The organism is Pseudomonas sp. 22189 (genome assembly GCF_052045635.1).
Lineage (GTDB): Bacteria > Pseudomonadota > Gammaproteobacteria > Pseudomonadales > Pseudomonadaceae > Aquipseudomonas > Aquipseudomonas parakoreensis.
Window position 1 is genome coordinate 169,393 of the sequence record NZ_JBQEPG010000012.1, and the last position, 17,542, is coordinate 186,934.

At 60.6% G+C, this 17,542-nt stretch carries 12 protein-coding genes and 4 tRNA genes; 4 read left to right on the forward strand and 12 right to left on the reverse strand.

Going from position 1 to position 17,542, the window contains the following annotated elements:
• Positions 1-61: 61 nt before the first annotated feature.
• Positions 62-3,340, forward strand: coding sequence for a sensor domain-containing protein (locus ACTJKS_RS15410; protein WP_108183241.1), 3,279 nt, complete (start codon positions 62-64; stop codon positions 3,338-3,340).
• Between the two features lie 86 nt (positions 3,341-3,426).
• Positions 3,427-5,118 (forward strand): molecular chaperone HscC, encoded by a 1,692-nt coding sequence (locus ACTJKS_RS15415; RefSeq protein WP_262949542.1) that lies wholly within the window; start codon positions 3,427-3,429, stop codon positions 5,116-5,118.
• Here the strand turns inward: ACTJKS_RS15415 and ACTJKS_RS15420 are convergent.
• From ACTJKS_RS15420 to gltX, 12 genes are all read right to left on the reverse strand, one after another.
• Positions 5,115-7,811, reverse strand: a complete 2,697-nt coding sequence (locus ACTJKS_RS15420; protein ID WP_108183243.1) for a J domain-containing protein — start codon at positions 7,809-7,811, stop codon at positions 5,115-5,117. The two genes, ACTJKS_RS15415 and ACTJKS_RS15420, sit on opposite strands and share 4 nt — an antisense overlap.
• A complete protein-coding gene (locus ACTJKS_RS15425) occupies positions 7,808-8,503 on the reverse strand; it encodes a DUF1266 domain-containing protein (RefSeq protein ID WP_262949544.1) in 696 nt (231 codons plus the stop codon). Before ACTJKS_RS15425 ends, ACTJKS_RS15420 begins: the two co-directional genes overlap by 4 nt.
• A gap of 186 nt (positions 8,504-8,689) precedes the next feature.
• On the reverse strand, positions 8,690-9,136 hold the full coding sequence (locus tag ACTJKS_RS15430) for an Hsp20 family protein (protein WP_108183245.1): 447 nt from the start codon (positions 9,134-9,136) through the stop codon (positions 8,690-8,692).
• Positions 9,137-9,257: 121 nt separating this feature from the next.
• Positions 9,258-10,217 (reverse strand): tRNA dihydrouridine synthase, encoded by a 960-nt coding sequence (locus ACTJKS_RS15435; RefSeq protein ID WP_262949545.1) that lies wholly within the window; start codon positions 10,215-10,217, stop codon positions 9,258-9,260.
• A 125-nt stretch (positions 10,218-10,342) separates the two neighbouring features.
• Positions 10,343-10,780 (reverse strand): acyl-CoA thioesterase, encoded by a 438-nt coding sequence (locus ACTJKS_RS15440; RefSeq protein ID WP_108183247.1) that lies wholly within the window; start codon positions 10,778-10,780, stop codon positions 10,343-10,345.
• Positions 10,781-10,826: 46 nt separating this feature from the next.
• Positions 10,827-11,660 carry an alpha/beta fold hydrolase gene (locus ACTJKS_RS15445; RefSeq protein ID WP_108183248.1) on the reverse strand — a complete coding sequence of 278 codons (834 nt, stop codon included), beginning with the start codon at positions 11,658-11,660 and terminating at the stop codon, positions 10,827-10,829.
• Positions 11,661-11,690: 30 nt separating this feature from the next.
• The gene (locus tag ACTJKS_RS15450; RefSeq protein WP_041066015.1) at positions 11,691-12,230 is read right to left on the reverse strand and encodes a TetR/AcrR family transcriptional regulator; all 540 of its coding nucleotides are present in this window, start codon (positions 12,228-12,230) and stop codon (positions 11,691-11,693) included.
• 181 nt (positions 12,231-12,411) lie between these two features.
• Positions 12,412-12,487: transfer RNA gene (locus ACTJKS_RS15455), tRNA-Glu, on the reverse strand.
• 81 nt (positions 12,488-12,568) lie between these two features.
• Positions 12,569-12,644: transfer RNA gene (locus ACTJKS_RS15460), tRNA-Ala, on the reverse strand.
• Between the two features lie 53 nt (positions 12,645-12,697).
• Positions 12,698-12,773 (reverse strand) — tRNA-Glu (locus ACTJKS_RS15465).
• A 79-nt stretch (positions 12,774-12,852) separates the two neighbouring features.
• Positions 12,853-12,928, reverse strand: a tRNA-Ala gene (locus ACTJKS_RS15470).
• Positions 12,929-13,185: 257 nt separating this feature from the next.
• Positions 13,186-14,667 carry a glutamate--tRNA ligase gene (gene gltX / locus ACTJKS_RS15475; RefSeq protein WP_108183249.1) on the reverse strand — a complete coding sequence of 494 codons (1,482 nt, stop codon included), beginning with the start codon at positions 14,665-14,667 and terminating at the stop codon, positions 13,186-13,188.
• A 228-nt stretch (positions 14,668-14,895) separates the two neighbouring features.
• Between gltX and ACTJKS_RS15480 the strand changes: the two genes are divergently transcribed.
• Both ACTJKS_RS15480 and ACTJKS_RS15485 read left to right on the forward strand, forming a co-directional pair.
• Entirely contained in the window at positions 14,896-15,945 is a 1,050-nt protein-coding gene (locus tag ACTJKS_RS15480) for an HlyD family secretion protein (RefSeq protein ID WP_262949078.1), read from the forward strand.
• A gap of 49 nt (positions 15,946-15,994) precedes the next feature.
• Positions 15,995-17,485 (forward strand): MDR family MFS transporter, encoded by a 1,491-nt coding sequence (locus ACTJKS_RS15485; protein ID WP_198758596.1) that lies wholly within the window; start codon positions 15,995-15,997, stop codon positions 17,483-17,485.
• The last annotated feature ends 57 nt before the right edge of the window (positions 17,486-17,542 follow it).

Sequence of the window (17,542 nt, forward strand, 5' to 3'; positions counted from 1 at the left end):
TACTCCTATAGAGCCGCTGTCCCTGTGCCTAACGCCACCATCAGCTCAAGGCCCGTTAACAATGCCGAAATCTGTTGACCGAATTCCGCCGATGCCGCGTATTCAGGCCATTGATCCGCGACGTTCCGAGCAGAGCTGGGAGAGTGCACCGCAACTGCTCGCCGCACTCAACGGCGCCCGGCTCGGCGCCTGGTATTGGGACATCGAGCGTGGTCAGATCAGTTGGTCACGGGGCACTCAGGCGCTGTTCGGTTTCGATCCACGGCAACCGCTGCCCCAGGACCTCGAATACCTCGACCTGCTGCCACCCGAAGACCGGGCGAAAACCGTGCGCGCCTTCCACGCGGTGATTGCCGGCGCGCCGCTGGAACAGGCGATGCACCACCGCATCCGCTGGCCCGACGGCAGCCTGCACTGGCTGGAAATCAGCGGCAGCCTGCTGCCGGACAAAAACGGCCGTCCCCGAATGATCGGGGTGATTCGCGAAATCACCCACCAGCGTCAACGCGAACAGGCCCTCAGCAGCTCGGAGAAACGTTTCGCCACACTCTTTCATCTGTGCCCGAACATGGTGTTGCTGACGCGCCAGGAAGACGGCCTGATCAGCGAGGCCAACCAGTATTTCGAAAGCCTGTTCGGTTGGCCGGTGCAGAGCGCCATTGGCCGCACCACCCTGGAGCTGGGCCTGTGGGTACACCCCGAACAACGTGCCGAACTGGTGAAGAAGACCAAGGCCAAAGGCGAACTGGTCAGCATGGAAGTGCAGTTTCGCGCCAGCAACGGGCAGATTCATGACGGCATTCTCAGCGCGCAGAAGGTCGAGCTCGAAGGCCAGCCGTATCTGCTCAGCACGTTCCTCGACACCACCGAGCGCAAAGCCGCCGAACACGCCTTGAAAGACAGTCAGGAACGCCTTGATCTGGCGCTGGACTCGGCGCAACTCGGCACTTGGGATTGGCACATTCCCAGCGGCATGCTCTACGGCTCGGCGCGGGCCGCGCAGTTGCACGGGCTGGAACCGATCCCGTTTCACGAGTCATTCGAAGAGTTTTTCGAAGGCGTGCCCGGTGAGGAGCGCGACAGCATGCGCGACGCCTACCGCAGCCTGCGCGAGGGCCCGGCCGGCAACTATCAGCTGACTTATCGCGTGCAACTGCCCGACGGCAGCTCACGTTATCTGGAAAGCCGCGCCCGCCTCTACCGCGACGAGAACGGCGCGCCGCTGCGCATGGCCGGGACCTTGCTGGACATCACCGATCAGGTCGAGCGCGAGCAACGCTTGGTGGCCTCGGAAGAGAAATTCGCCACGCTGTTTCAGGTCAGTCCGGACCCGATTTGCGTCACCCGTCAGGACAGCGGCGAGTTCATCGAAATCAACAACAGCTTCACCCAGACCTTCGGCTGGAGCGCCGCCGACGTGATCGGGCGCACCGCCGAGGACATCGGCCTGTGGGACGCCTCGGCAAAGAGCCTGCAACGCATCGAACGCGTCATCCGCGAACAGGGCCTGAGCAATGTCGCAATCATCGTCCAGCACAAGGACGGCCAGTCGCTGACGTGTGTGATTTCCAGTCGGCAGATCAGCGTCGGCAATCAGCCGTGCATCGTCACCACCCTGCGCGACATCACTCAACAGCAACGCTCCGAGGCCGCACTCAAGGCCAGCGAAGAGAAATTCGCCAAGGCGTTCCACTCCAGCCCCGACGCGATCACCATCACCGAGCGCGACACCGGGCGCTATCTGGAGGTCAACGACGGTTTCTGCCGCCTCACCGGCTATCGGGCCGAAGAAGTGGTGGGCAAAACCGTGTACCAGATCGGCATCTGGGCCGAAGAGAAACAACGCTCGGCGCTGCTTGCCGAACTGCAGATCAAGGGCCGCGTGCATCATCAGGAAATGCTCGGACGCAACAAGCGCGGCGAGTTGCTGACGGTGGAGGTGTCGATCGAACCGATCACCCTCAACGAAACCGCGTGCCTGCTGCTGACCGCGCGCGACGTCAGCCTGCTGAAAAATGCCGAGGCGCAGATCCGCCATCTGGCCTATCACGATCCGCTGACCAATCTGCCCAACCGCGCCTTGCTGATGGATCGCCTGAGCCAGCAGATTGCCCTGCTCAAGCGCCACAACCTGCGCGGTGCACTGCTGTTCCTCGACCTCGATCACTTCAAGCACATCAACGACTCGCTGGGTCATCCGGTCGGCGATACGGTGCTGAAAATCATCACCGCGCGGCTTGAAGCCAGCGTGCGCATGGAGGACACGGTGGCGCGTCTCGGCGGCGATGAATTCGTGGTACTGCTCAGCGGCCTCGAAGGCACGCGCAACGAGGTCAGCGCGCAAGTGCGGGAACTCGCCGACACCATTCGCGAGCTGCTGTCGGAGCCGATGTTCCTCGACGGCCAGCGCCTGCAAGTGACACCGAGTATCGGCGTGGCGCTGATTCCCGACCACGGCTCGACCCCGACCGACCTGCTCAAGCGCGCCGACATTGCCCTTTACCGGGCCAAGGACTCCGGGCGCAACACCACGCAGATGTACCACAACACCATGCAGAAAGCGGCCAGCGAACGGCTGCGCATGGAGACTGACTTGCGTCTGGCGCTATCCCGTGGCGAATTCAACGTGCACTACCAACCGCAGGTCGACGCACAGGACAACCGCATCATCGGCGCCGAAGCGCTGGTGCGCTGGAACCATCCGGAACTGGGCGCGCAATCGCCCACCGAATTCATCAAGGTGCTGGAAGACAGCGGCCTGATTCTGGAAGTCGGCACCTGGATCCTCGACGAGGCCTGCGAAGCGTTCAAACAACTGATCGCGCTGAAACTGGTCGACCCGCTCAACTTCAGCTTGTGCGTGAACATCAGCCCACGGCAGTTCCGCCAGAACGACTTCGTCGAGCGCATCGAACACAGCATGAGCAGCCACGGCCTGCCCTGCTCGCTGCTGAAACTGGAGATCACCGAAGGCATCGTCATCCAGAACCTGGAAGACACCATCAGCAAAATGCGTCGCCTGAAAAAACTCGGCGTGAGCTTCGCCATGGACGATTTCGGCACCGGCTATTCATCGCTGACTTACCTCAAGCGCCTGCCGGTCGATACTCTGAAAATCGACCAGTCGTTCATCCGCGACGCAACCACCGACCCCAACGACGCCGAGATCATCCGCGCCATCGTCGCCATGGCCCGCAGCCTGGAACTGGAGGTGATTGCCGAAGGCGTGGAGACGCCGGAGCAACTGGCGTTCCTGCAAGGGCTGGGCTGCCATTTGTATCAGGGCTATCTGCACAGTCGGCCGGTGGCGTTGGAAGAGTTGAAAAAGATGCTGTCGTGAGGCGGGCAGCTTGCAACAGATCAATAATTGTCAGGATTTGCGACAACCTGTAGGGTCGCGTTTTTTGCGCTGTTTCGAGATCGATCATGCAGGATGCAACCCTTCCCCGCCCAGCCCTGCTGGGCATTGACCTTGGCACCACCAACAGCCTGATCGCCGTCTGGCAGGACGGTCAGGCCCGATTGATCCCCAACGCCCTCGGCGAGGTACTCACCCCGTCAGTGGTCAGTCTCGATGAAGATGACACGATTCTGGTCGGCAAAGCCGCTCGCGCTCGCCTGACCACGCATCCCGATCGCACAGCCGCTGCCTTCAAGCGCTTCATGGGTAGCGACAAGCGGATCGAACTCGGGAATCGCCACTTCAGCCCGGAAGAATTGTCGGCGCTGGTGCTCGGCTCGCTCAAACAGGACGCCGAAGCATTTCTCGGCTACCCGGTATCGGAAGCTGTAATTTCGGTGCCGGCGTATTTCAGTGACGAGCAACGCAAGCGCACCCTGTTCGCCGCCGAACTGGCCGGCCTCACCGTCACGCGCCTGATCAATGAACCGACCGCTGCCGCGATGGCCTACGGGCTGCACGAGCAAAAGTTCGAGCGCACATTGATCTTCGATCTGGGTGGCGGCACCTTCGACGTCACGGTGCTGGAATACGCACTGCCGCTGATCGAAGTGCATGCCTCCACCGGCGACAACTTCCTCGGTGGCGAAGACTTCACCGCTGCGCTGTTGCAAGCCTGCCTGAAAAACTGGCAACTGGCCCCGTCAATGATCGATGCTCAAGGCATGGCCAGCCTTGGCGACGCGTTGGAACAGCTCAAGTGCAAACTCGGCGAAGGCACCCAATCATTGCGCTGGCACCATGCCGATCGGTCATTTGAATGGACGCTGGACGAAGCCGCCGCCGTGAAGATCTGGGAGCCATTGCTCGCACGATTGCGCGCACCGATCGAACAGGCTCTGCGCGATGCACGCCTGAAGCCTAGGGATCTCGACAGCCTGGTGCTGGTCGGTGGCGCCACGCGGATGCCAGCGGTGCAGCAGATGGTCGCCACGCTGTTCGGTCGCTTGCCGTATCGGCATCTCGACCCGGACACCATCGTTGCACTCGGCGCGGCCACGCAAGCTGCGTGCAAGGCGCGAGATGGTGCGGTGGAAGAGTTGATCCTGACCGATGTCTGCCCTTACACGCTGGGGATTGCGACCATGCGCGGCAACGGTATCGACGGTGCCTTTTCGCCGATCATCGAACGTAACACCATCATCCCGACGTCACGGGTGGAGCGCTATCACACCACCCATCCCCGTCAGGCACAGATCCGCATTGCGGTCTATCAGGGCGAACGGCCGTGGGTACGTGACAACATCCTGATTGAGGCTTTCGATGTCGACTTGACGCCCTGCGAGCACATTCAGGAACTGGATGTGCGCTTCAGTTACGACATCAATGGGTTGCTCGAAGTCGACGTCACGCTGCTCGAGACCGGTGATCGCCACAGCCACAGCATTGACCACAGCCCCACGGGGCTGGATGAACAGGCGCGAAGGGAAAGCCACAACCGACTGTCCACACTGAAGGTCCATCCACGTGATGCATTACCCAACCGCACATTGCTGGCCCGCCTGGAGCGCGCGTGGATGCAGAGCCTCGGCACACAACGCGAAAGCATTGCCGAATGGCTGCACAGGTTCACTACGGTACTCGGCGGCCAGCAACCGTCAGAGATTGCCAGCCACCGCTCGGAGCTCAACAAGGCGCTGGATCAACTGCGCCTTTAGCCGTTGAGCCGGCGTAATGCGGCCTGCAGGCCGCCGGACAGCATGTCGCTACCACCGCTGTCCGGCGGCACGCCGTAGCGGTTGGGTAATTTATCTCCCGGAAAACCGAACAGCACCAATGGCAAAAATGGCAGGACCGGTGACAGCGCCATGAATATCAATAAGGTGGGAATGCCCCGGCCCATATCGTGCAACCGGCGGAGAATGGCGACGAGCAACAGCAGGACACCGAGTAACAGGATCAGAATGCCAGAGACCGTGGTACCACTGATCAGACCCGCCACCGGCGCAATCACCACACACGCCAGGACCTGAGCAATAAAAGCCTTGCGCCCCAACCGCGACCCCAGGCGCCAGATCGCGCTCGCCGGTACCGGCTGAATATTGCTGTTGGCCAGCAATAAACGCTCGGACCAGGACAGCAAGGCACACAATGCCAGTCGTAACCCGATACTATTCTGCACGTCATCCTTGCCCTGCTGCAATTGGCGCAGTACGCGCGTTTTCGGCACTCCGGCAGCGCCATAACGAATCAGGGACTTGAGTGCGTCCAGTGCCTCATAGGCCAGCAGTTTGTCGACACCGAAATCCGTCAACACCTTGCGCGGCGGCCACACCGGCTGGCCCTTGATCAAGCCGTCACGAAAACCTTCGAACCAGTCGTCCTCACAACTGACCGCCGCGATCGACTGCAACAAGGCACGATGCTGTTCGGCGCCCAGGCTCGGGTCGTGATAGAGCACGCCCCAGAACATCAACAAACCCAGCAGATCGTCACCGCAGGCTTCCCGGTCGCTTTCGACGCAGGTGTAAAGCAAGGTATTGGCAGGCAATCTGGCGCTGTCGAGAGCCTGTTGCACGCTGAACAATTGCTGCACCAACACACCATGAACCGGATCATCGCCTTGCAGCCATCCCAGTAAACCGTCGCAACTGCCTTGCTCACGCCGCAAGCGCTGCAACAGTGGCTGCAACCGAGCCAAAGGATGAGCAGGATTGAATGCCAGGCGCTGCAGGCACTGTGCATCAATCAACTGCAGCCAACGCCCGGGCTGCTCCAGCAACGCCAGTAAAAACAGGGTCTGGGCATTCCATTCCCATGTGGCCTGCCCCAGGCCAACCGGCGGCAATTCAATACCGCGACGGCTCAACTGCAGCAGCAGATCGAGTTCGGACAAGTCGCAGTCGTCTTTGACGGCGCTCAGGCTGAACGCTTCGGCCATTCGCTCCAGCGCGGCGGCGCTGTAGGGCCGCAAGCGCCGCAGCCACAAACGACAGACCTTGTGCGTTTCGCCTTTTGTCAGCACCTCGGGCAAGTTCCGCGAAATCGCGTCCGCCTCGCAGAAAGCGTCCATCGCCTGCGCAATCGGGGCACTGTTCAACCAGCGCAGATGCTGCCCGGCCTGATATTTGAAACCGCTCAGCACCAGGCTTTCGAGCGCATCGACCGGCAGCGGCGCATCCAGAATCTGCTGCAGCAACGCTGAATCCCCCCGATGCAACGCCCACGCGTGTCGGTACAGTTGTAACAATCGGCTGTCGGCATTTTCGCCCAACAACTGTGCTAGCAATGGGAGTTCATCGCCCGTCATGCGCCAGTCGACAAAGCTCTGCGCCAGACTATCAAGCTGCAACTGCCCGACATCCAGCCAACGATTCAGCGTCTCCGGGCGCTGTGACGGACTGCCATAGACCTGGCACTCATCCCCGAGATCCTCGGACCAGTCAGCGCAGTCCTGCAGACGATCGAATGCCTGAATCAGCAGCGGTAGAAAGGTCGGCTGTCGCTTGGCACACAGTTCCAGCAGACGGCTTTCAGCCATCGGATGACGATGTTCGCTCCACAGCCGGATCCAGCAAGGCAATGCATGATCGTCCCGGCCCAACAAGCTGTTCTGACACGCAAGCAAGTACAGCCAGTCCACATCATCCGGAGCTGCAAGTTGCTGCTCGACACAGCACTGCAAAAATGTCGACGCAGCGATTCCCGCTTGAGTGAACTGCACCAGCAAGCGCTTGATGAACACAGCATCATCCGGCAACGGCAAGCACGTGTGCTGACTGGCGAAGTCGGCGAACTCATGGAGGGGGCGCTGAGAGAAGATGAAGTCGAGACTACGGGCGTACCACAGCGATTCAGTCTGCGCAGCCTCTGACCAGGCGCTCATCAAATCCGTGTCGAATGGGTCGGGCGTTTCGATTCGCTGCAGAAAGGCTTCCACCCGGTGTGCATCGTCGAACTCCAGATCGAGCAACTGTCGATCCCAGGCCATTCGCCTGGCCAACAGGTTCGCGCAACGGTAGGACAACGGACCGGCACCCGCCATCCGGTGGTAGAGCCCCCAACTGAGCTCATCGAGCTCATCCAGTGACAATTCATCCAGTGCCAGGACAAATGACTGCCATGCCGCGAAATTGAACCGCCGCGCGGGATCATCAAGCAGCTCGCAGAAATTCACGAACGCCTGAGGGATCGCGACGATCTCCTGCTCTGCCTCTTCGGACTGTTCTTCGGACTCGTCCTCCTCTTCCTCACGCGCCAGACGCATCGCGTTTTCGTAAGCCATGCGCAACGCCTGAAAACCCTCCGGATCGGTCTCTGGATGATGCGCCGGCAGGCGTGCGCGGTAGGCATTGCGAATCAGGGTTTCGTCAGTAGTAGGCTCGATGCCCAGTCGGATCCAGCAACTCATGACCAGTCGAACTCCTTGAGCGATGCCGGCCGTGGCGACAGCTCAATTTCCATGTGCCAAGGCAAATCAGCCAGAAAGTGCGGAATATTCTGCGCAAGGCCACGAGTAATCCGCAGGTTATGGGCGCTGTTGCCCTGTCGGTCCAGTTCGCAAGCCAGCTCGTCATCGCTAGCGCTCAGGCAGCACCAAAAGGTCCGCCCCACCACAAAACCATTGAAATAATCCATCCAGTTGCCGTAGTGAAATTGCGCCCTGATGGCCAAGCGACTGTGCAGCCAGTTGCTCTCGACCAAATCGATCCACTGATTGCGTACCGCACACCGCAGTAGAAACCCCATCCGCCCATAATCCCAGGACAAAATCCCCCCAGGACCGCAACTGCCGAACGTACGGCTGGCGAATTCATGCAGGACACGCTCGCGGGGGCTTAATTCTTCGAGCAACGCCTGCCATTGACTCGGCAGACAACGCTGCCAAGCCAGATAGGCACCGCTGAGGTGCTTGGCATGGCCGTCATCGGTCATCCATTCGAGCATGTCGAACAATTGCCGCCGATCCTCGATCCCCCAGCTGTCTTTCAGATCGATGTAGTGGTCGTCGCAGAACGCGGGGTCGTCGTACCCGGCGCCGGTATTGAGCGCAGCCATTGGTGCAGAAAGGGCGCACAGCCAGCGCTGTTGAATCTCGTCCATGAAAAAAGGCTCCAGGCCGACCGCCAAGGAGTGGGGCCGGCAAAACTGCGGCGGATTGTAGAGAAACCGCTGTCAGGGGCAAAGTCGAACAGCGCTTTTCTTGCGCCCACAAAAAAGGCCCCGACGGATCGGGGCCTTCATTCAGCGGCTCAGCGCCTGTTCAGGCATTTTGTGTCTGCACGTGACTCAGTGCTGCAGAACCGGCTTTTGCGCCCCGTTGATCGGGATGCGCTTGGCTTTCGCTTCTTCCGGGATCACCCGCAACAGGTCGATGCTCAGCAGACCGTTGCTCAGATCGGCGGCCTTGATCTCGATGTGATCGGCCAGGCGGAAGGACAGCTTGAAAGCCCGCTGGGCAATGCCTTGATGCAGGAAGGTCACGCCTTCGTTGGCATCACGCTTGCCGCCACTGATGGTCAGCACACCCTTCTCGACTTGCAGTTCCAGGTCTTCTTCCTGGAAACCGGCTGCCGCCACGACGATGCGGTATTGATCGTCACCGTGTTTTTCCACGTTGTAGGGTGGGTAGGTGCTGCCTGGCTCGTTGCGCAGCGCGGTTTCGAACAGGTCGTTGAAACGGTCGAAACCCACCGAAGAACGGAACAGTGGTGCCAGGGAAAATGCGGTACTCATGGTTCAAATCTCCTGAAAACAATCAGCAAGTTTTTGTGTCTCCGCGACCCGAATTCGGCATCGCGTAACCCTTAGATAGGGACCGCCAAAATGATTTCAAGAGAGTATTTGAAGATTTTTTTCAGGCCGCTTCGGCGACCGCCAAACCCAGTAAACGCGAGACCTGGTCCGGTTCTGTCTCGCGACGCAGCACAGTAAACAGCTCGGTAGCTTCGGGATAATTGCGCGTCAGCATCGCCAGCCATTGCTTCAAGCGACCCGGCGATTGACGTGCAGTCATCTGCGCCTTGGCTTGCAGCCAGAAGTCCTGAATCAGCGGCAGCAGCTCAGCCCAGCTCATCTCGACCACCTCTTCACCAGCGCGCGCGGCGGCGATCTGCCTAGCCAGATCAGGGCGCGATACCAGACCGCGACCGAGCATGATGTCTTCGACGCCGCTGATCTCGCGGCAGCGGCGCCAGTCCTCGACGCTCCAGATATCACCGTTGGCGAACACCGGCACCTTGACGACGTCCTGCACCCGCGGAATCCACTCCCAATGCGCTGGCGGCTTGTAGCCATCGACCTTGGTCCGGGCATGCACCACGATGTGCTCGGCGCCGCCCTCGGCCAGCGCCGTGGCGCAGACCAGCGAGCCGTCCGGGCTGTCGAAACCCAGGCGCATTTTCGCGGTGACCGGGATGTGTGCCGGCACGGCGCGACGCACATGCTCGACGATGGAGTTGAGCAGCTCCGGCTCCTTGAGCAGCACCGCCCCACCCCGGGACTTGTTGACGGTCTTGGCCGGACAGCCGAAGTTCAGGTCGATCACTTGCGAGCCGAGTTCGCAGGCCAGCGCCGCGTTTTCCGCCAGGCACACCGGATCGGAACCCAACAATTGCACGCGCAGCGGCACGCCGGAACGGGTGCGGGCGCCGTTGAGCAGCTCCGGGCCGAACTTGTGGAAATAAGCCGGGGTGAGCAGCTGATCGTTGACCCGAATGAATTCGGTCACGCACCAGTCGATGCCGCCAACGCGGGTCAGCACGTCGCGCAGGATGTCGTCGACCAACCCCTCCATGGGCGCCAGGGCAATTTGCATGGGAAAAACACTACTCAGGAAGAAAAAACGTGCGGCAGTTTACTGGATTAAGCCGTTTAAACCCACGACCACCTGTAGGAGCTGCCGCAGGCTGCGNGCCTGCGGCAGCTCCTACAGGGATTGGGTCAGGCTGGGGACTGGATCGCCGGGCCGTAACCCTCGATGAACTCCGCCGGCATGCGCTTGGGTCTGCCGGTGGACAGTTCAATGCAGACGAAGGTGGTCTGGGCGCGCAGCAGGGTGGCGTTGTCGCTGGGGCGGATCAGCTGGAAGTGCCGGGTCATTTTCAGACGCTGATCCCAATCGACGATCCAGGTTGCAAGTTGCAGTTCGTCGCCTTCATAGGCCGCCGCCAGGTAATCGATTTCGTGCCGCACCACGGCCATCGCCCGATCCAGGCGCCGGTACTCGACCAGATCCAGCCCCAGACGCTGCGAGTGGCGCCAGGCGCAGCGTTCAAGCCAGGTCACGTACACCGCGTTGTTTGCGTGGCCCAGCCCGTCGATGTCCTCGGCGCCTACTTGCAGATCAATGGTGAACGGCGTTGCCCGATCCCAGCCCATGCCCCACTCCCGGTCAGATTATTCAACCGGGGCAGTGTAACGGATGTCAGGCCGATTGCCGCGCCTGAAGGCTGCGCCCCGCCAACAGTGATAACACGCCATCAACCACTCGAGGGTCGGCCAGCACGCGCTGGTGACCGCCGCTTTCCAGGCGCAGCAGGCGACTGTCGAACCAGGACTCGTGGATCAATTGCGATTCTTTGACCGAGACGAAAGTGTCGTCCTCGGCATGCACGATCAGGCCCGGCATATCCAATTGATAGTGCGCGACATCGAGGGTGGCGGCGCGCATGCCGACGTCCTGCTCGACCTGACGGATGAAGGCGGATCGTGCCCGCGGCGGCATGCCGACGTAGCGGGCGAAACCGCGCAGCACGCCGAGGATCCGTGCGGGCGCCGCGATGCTGACCAGGGTTTCGGTACGCAGCCCCAGTTGCACCGCGAGCATGGCACTGGCGCCGCCCATGGAGTGGCCGATGACGGCTTGCAGCGGTGGCAGTTCGGCGGCCGCTTCGAGCATGGCGCGTGCGAACAGTACGACATTGGCCTCGCGCCCCGGCGAGCGGCCGTGAGCCGGACCGTCCAGAGCAACGACGGTGTAACCGGCCTCGACCAGCGCGGTGATCAACGCCGCAAACTGCGTGGGTCGCCCTTCCCAGCCGTGCATCAGCAGCACCGCCGGGCCTTGGCCCCAGCGCAGCGCCGACAGGCCAAAGCGCAAAGTAATGCGTTCGGAGCTCGCCAGCAGCGGCAGCTCCCAATCGCGCAGCGGCAACGTGCGCGGCGTCATGAACGCTGCGCGCATTTTGCTCGCCACCCGCTTTGGTGCAATCCAGCCCAAGGTGCCATTAACGCCACGAACCCACTTCAACGTGTTCATCGCTCTCTCCTCAGGCGTGTTGCCTTCAGGTCAACGCACCGCCGACTTGGCAGCGCGCAGCAATCGATCGGATAAATCGCCCGGGCCCAGCGCGCGTGCCAGCGCCAGACCACCCACCATCAACGCCACATCGGCCAATGCCTTGTCGGTGTCCTCGGGGCTGGACGCCAACTGCGCAATCATCAGTTCCAGGTGTTCGTTCAGTGCGATGCGGAAGGATTCCGGCAGACGCCCCAGTTCGCCAATCGAAGCCGGTATCGGGCACGCAGCGTCGCTGGAATCCCGATGCTTGCGCGACAGATAGAACGCAGCAACCAGGGCGCGACGCTCTTCGCCGGTCAGCTCGGCGTCCATGTCGGCAATCAGGTCGCGTCGACGGCTGAGCAGTTGCTTGAACGCTTCGAGCATCATGGCGTCCTTGCTTTCGAAGTGCGCGTAGAAACCACCGACGGTCAGGCCGGCGGCGCCCATCACTTCGCCTACGCTGGGGTCCGCCGGCCCCCGCTGCATCAGCGCAGCACTGGCAGCCTTGAGGATGCGTTCGCGGGTTTGAGCTTTTTTATCGTTCATCGTTGCCTCCGAATATTACGACTAGAATATTATTCGCATAATAATATTCTGCAAGTCGAGGATATGACCGCTGGTCTGAAGCACAGTGTAAGGAAAATGGAGAGTTGGCCAAACGCCAGACAAACAAAAGGGCCATTCAATAATTGAATGACCCTTATAAATCCCGCAGAGCGGGTAATCGTGGCGTCCCCTAGGGGACTCGAACCCCTGTTACCGCCGTGAAAGGGCGGTGTCCTAGGCCACTAGACGAAGGGGACACAAACCCTTCTATACAGCTGATCAGTGCTGAGATCTGATCTGATTCAAGGCCGGTGTGGCCAGACCTTGAACTGTAAAATTGGTGGAGCTAAGCGGGATCGAACCGCTGACCTCCTGCATGCCATGCAGGCGCTCTCCCAGCTGAGCTATAGCCCCGGATTTTTCGCCTCGCGGCGGAGCGACATCTTGCAACATCGCTTCTGTAAAACTGGCGTCCCCTAGGGGACTCGAACCCCTGTTACCGCCGTGAAAGGGCGGTGTCCTAGGCCACTAGACGAAGGGGACGCAAACCCTTCCATACAACTGATCAACGCTGAGTGTTGATCGCTTCGGAGCCGGTGTGGCCAGGCTTCGAAGTGTAAATTGGTGGAGCTAGACGGGATCGAACCGTCGACCTCTTGCATGCCATGCAAGCGCTCTCCCAGCTGAGCTATAGCCCCTCATCGTTGATGTCATCGCTGAGGACGGGGCGAATCTTAAGGGCGTATCGAAAGCCTGTCAAACTTATTTTTGAAAAATTTCAAAGTTTTTTGTCGGCATAACAATCACTTACCACCCTCCCCCCGAAAATCCGGGAGGTTTACGCACACCGCCGACCTTCAGGAGCTGGCGCAGACTGCGGTCTTTTGCCGTTGGTCTTTAGAAGCAAGAGCAAAAGATCGCAGCCTTCGGCAGCTCCTACACAAGCCGCAAGCGCTTAGGCGATAGCGCCCAGCAGCTTTTCCCACTCTTTGTTTTCTTTCTTCGACACGCCACCCAGCAGGTCGATAGCCTGGCGCAGACGGAAACGGGTCAGGTCCGGGCCGAGGATTTCCATCGCATCGAGTACCGATACCGAGCTTGCCTGCCCGGTGATCGCGGCAAACATCAGCGGCATTGCGTCACGCAGCTTCAGCTCAAGGGATTCGACCACCGCCTGAATCGTTGCGGTGATGCTGTCCTTCTCCCACTGACGCAGGCTTTCCAGCTTCCACAGGATCAACTGCATCAACTGACGCACCTGATCACCGGAAAGCTTTTTCGATTCGAACAGCTTGGCATCCGGGTTCACGCCACCGGCAAAGAAGAACCCGGCCAGCGGTGCAACCTGGCTGAAGGTTTCCACGCGGCCCTGAACCAGCGGCGCGATCTTCATCATGTACTCGGAATTGAACGCCCACTTCTGCACGCGCGCGGCGAATTCTTCCACCGGCAGGTCACGCAGCCACTGGCCGTTGAGCCACGACAGCTTCTCAATGTCGAAGATCGGCCCGCCGAGGGACACACGCTTGAGGTCGAAGTTGTCGACCATTTCCTGCAGCGAGAACTTCTCGCGCTCGTCGGGCATCGACCAGCCCATGCGACCGAGGTAGTTGAGCATCGCTTCGGGCATGAAGCCCATGCGCTCATAGAACGTCACCGAGGTCGGGTTCTTGCGCTTGGACAGTTTGCTCTTGTCCGGGTTACGCAGCAGCGGCATGTAGCACAGCTCCGGTTGCTCCCAGCCGAAGTATTCGTACAGCAGAATCAGTTTCGGTGCCGATGGCAGCCATTCTTCGCCGCGCAGCACATGAGTGATGCCCATCAGGTGGTCGTCGACCACGTTGGCGAGGAAGTACGTCGGCAGGCCGTCGGTCTTCATCAGCACTTGCATGTCCATGCGATCCCACGGGATCTCGACATCGCCACGCAGCATGTCCGGCACTACGCAAACGCCTTCGGTCGGCACTTTCATGCGGATCACGTGCGGCTCGCCAGCGGCCAGACGCGCCGCGACCTCTTCCTTGGACAGCAGCAGCGCGCGGCCGTCGTAACGCGGGGTTTCGCCGCGCGCCATTTGCTCGGCGCGCATCTGGTCCAGTTCTTCAGCGGTGCAGAAGCATGGGAATGCATGGCCCATGTCCACCAGTTGCTGGCAATACTTCTGATAGATATCGCCACGCTCGCTCTGCCGGTACGGGCCGTGCGGGCCGCCGACGTCCGGGCCTTCGCTCCAGTCGATCCCCAGCCAGCGCAGGGCGTCGAAGATCTGCTGCTCGGACTCGCGGGTCGAGCGCAACTGGTCGGTGTCTTCGATGCGCAGGATGAACTCACCGCCATGCTGCTTGGCAAAGCAGTAGTTGAACAATGCGATGTAAGCGGTACCTACGTGGGGGTCCCCGGTAGGCGATGGCGCGATGCGAGTGCGGACGGTGGTCATGGCATGTCTCGAAAAGAATGAAAAGCAAAACAATCAAGCGGCGAATGGTAACAGGCGACACCCGCCCCGCTCCAGCGGGCAGGGCATTTAAGCCAAGTTTGCGGCTGGAACACCCATAGAGCGTGGCGAATGGCCGAATATCGGTCGACGGCATTTACCGTTTATCGGCTTCGTGCCAGATTCACCCCCTGATAACTTTCCTTACAATTCCTCGACTACAGTTTGCCCATGCCTGCCCAACTCAAGCGTCGCCTGTTCGTTTTCCTGCTGCTGGTTCTGTTGATTGCCGGGGGCTTCTTCGCCCATTGGTTTTTCAAGGGACGCTTTTATGAAAGCACCGACAATGCCTATGTCCAGGGCGAGATCACCCGCGTCTCCAGCCAGTTGAGCGCGCGCATCGACGAAGTGCTGGTACAGGACAACCAGCACGTGGAAAAAGGCCAGTTGCTGGTGCGCCTCGAACCCAATGATTTCCGCCTGGCCGTGGATCGCGCCAGCGCCGCCCTCGCCACCCGCGAAGCCGAGCGCTTGCAGGCGCAAAGCAAACTGACTCAGCAATCGAGCCTGATCGCCGCCAGCGACGCGCAAGTGGCCGCCTCCCAGGCATCGCTGGGTCGCTCGCAGATAGATCTGTCTCGCGCTGAAGCCTTGCGCAAGCCTGGTTTTGTGTCCGAGGAACGGGTCACCACCCTCTCCGCCGACAATCACATTGCCCGCTCGCAAGTGGCCAAGGCCCAGGCCGATGCGCAGAGCCAGCGCCAGCAGGTCAACGCACTGACCGCCGAGATCAAACGCCTCGACGCGCAGATCGCCAACGCCCGCGCCGATCTGGCGCAAGCCGAACTCAACCTGACTCGCAGCGACGTCCACGCACCGATCAGCGGCATGGTCGGCCAGCGTGCCGCGCGCAACGGCCAAGTGGTGCAGGCCGGCGCGTACCTGCTGTCGATCGTCCCGGACGAAGACATCTGGGTGCAGGCCAACTTCAAGGAAACCCAGATCGGCCACATGCAGCCCGGACAGAAAGCCGAGCTGACCTTCGATGCCTACAGCGACACGCCGATCGAGGCGCGTGTCGACAGTCTGTTCGCCGCCTCGGGTGCGCAGTTCAGCCTGTTGCCTCCAGACAACGCCACCGGCAACTTCACCAAAGTCGTGCAGCGGATTCCGGTGAAATTGACGTTCAAGGCTGACAATCCGTTGCATGGCAAGATCCGTCCGGGCATGTCGGTCACCGCCACCGTGAACATCAAAGACGCCCCAGACAATGGCCGGTGATCAACTGATCCGCCCGGTCGGCGAACCGACCCGGCGGGACTGGATCGCGGTGATGAGCGTGATGCTTGGCGCCTTCATGGCAGTGCTCGACATTCAGATCACCAACTCTTCGCTCAAGGACATTCAGGGCGCGCTGTCGGCGACACTGGAAGAAGGCTCGTGGATTTCCACCTCCTATCTGGTGGCGGAAATCATCATGATTCCGCTGACCGCGTGGCTGGTGCAGTTGCTCTCGGCACGACGGCTGGCGGTGTGGGTGTCGCTGGGGTTTCTGGTGTCATCGTTGCTGTGCTCGATGGCCTGGAGCCTCGAAAGCATGATCGTCTTTCGCGCCATGCAGGGCTTCACCGGTGGTGCACTGATCCCGCTGGCGTTCACCCTGACCCTGATCAAACTCCCCGAACACCATCGCGCTAAAGGCATGGCGATGTTCGCCATGACCGCGACCTTCGCCCCGTCCATCGGCCCGACCCTCGGCGGCTGGCTCACGGAAAACTGGGGCTGGGAATACATCTTCTACATCAACATCCCGCCGGGGCTGATCATGATCGCCGGGCTGATGTACGGACTGGAGAAGAAAGAAGCGCACTGGGAGTTGCTGAAAAGCACCGACTACACCGGGATTCTCACGCTGGGTGTCGGCCTCGGCTGCCTGCAAGTCTTTCTCGAAGAAGGCCACCGCAAGGACTGGCTGGAATCGAACCTGATCGTGACCCTCGGCAGCATCGCCCTCCTCAGCCTGATCACCTTCGTCATCGTGCAGATCTCCAAACCCAGCCCGCTGATCAACCTCGGCATCCTGCGCAATCGCAACTTCGGCCTGTCGAGCATTTCCAGCCTGGGCATGGGTGTCGGCTTGTATGGCTCGATTTATCTGCTGCCGCTGTACCTGGCGCAGATCCAGAACTACAACGCCCTGCAAATCGGCGAAGTGATCATGTGGATGGGCGTGCCGCAGCTGTTCCTGATTCCGCTGGTGCCGAAACTGATGAAGTTCGTTTCACCGAAGTGGCTGTGCACCCTGGGCTTCGGACTGTTCGGGCTGGCGAGTTTTTCGTCGGGGGTGCTCAACCCGGATTTCGCCGGGCCGCAGTTCAATCAGATCCAGATCATCCGCGCGCTGGGTCAACCGCTGATCATGGTCACCATTTCGCTGATCGCTACGGCGTACATCCTGCCGCAGGACGCGGGGTCGGCATCGAGCCTGTTCAACATCCTGCGCAACCTCGGCGGCGCGATCGGCATCGCCCTGCTCGCCACGCTATTGGATGCACGCACCAAAACCTACTTCGATTATTTGCGTGAAGCGGTGGTGCCGACCAATCCGCAAGTGGCCGAGCGGCTGGCGTCGATGACCGACCGTTTTGGCAGTGACACGGCGGCGTTGGGCAAGTTGAGCGAGATCGTGCATCAGCAGGCGCTGATCATGGCTTACAACGATGCGTTTCACTTTGTCGGGATTGCGCTGGGAGTCAGCATGTTGGCGATTTTGTTGACCAAAAAATTGCCAGAGGGGCTGAAGGCTGGGGAAGCGCATTAAACTGAACACAACCCTGTAGGAGCTGCCGAAGGCTGCGATCTTTTGCTTTTGATTGTA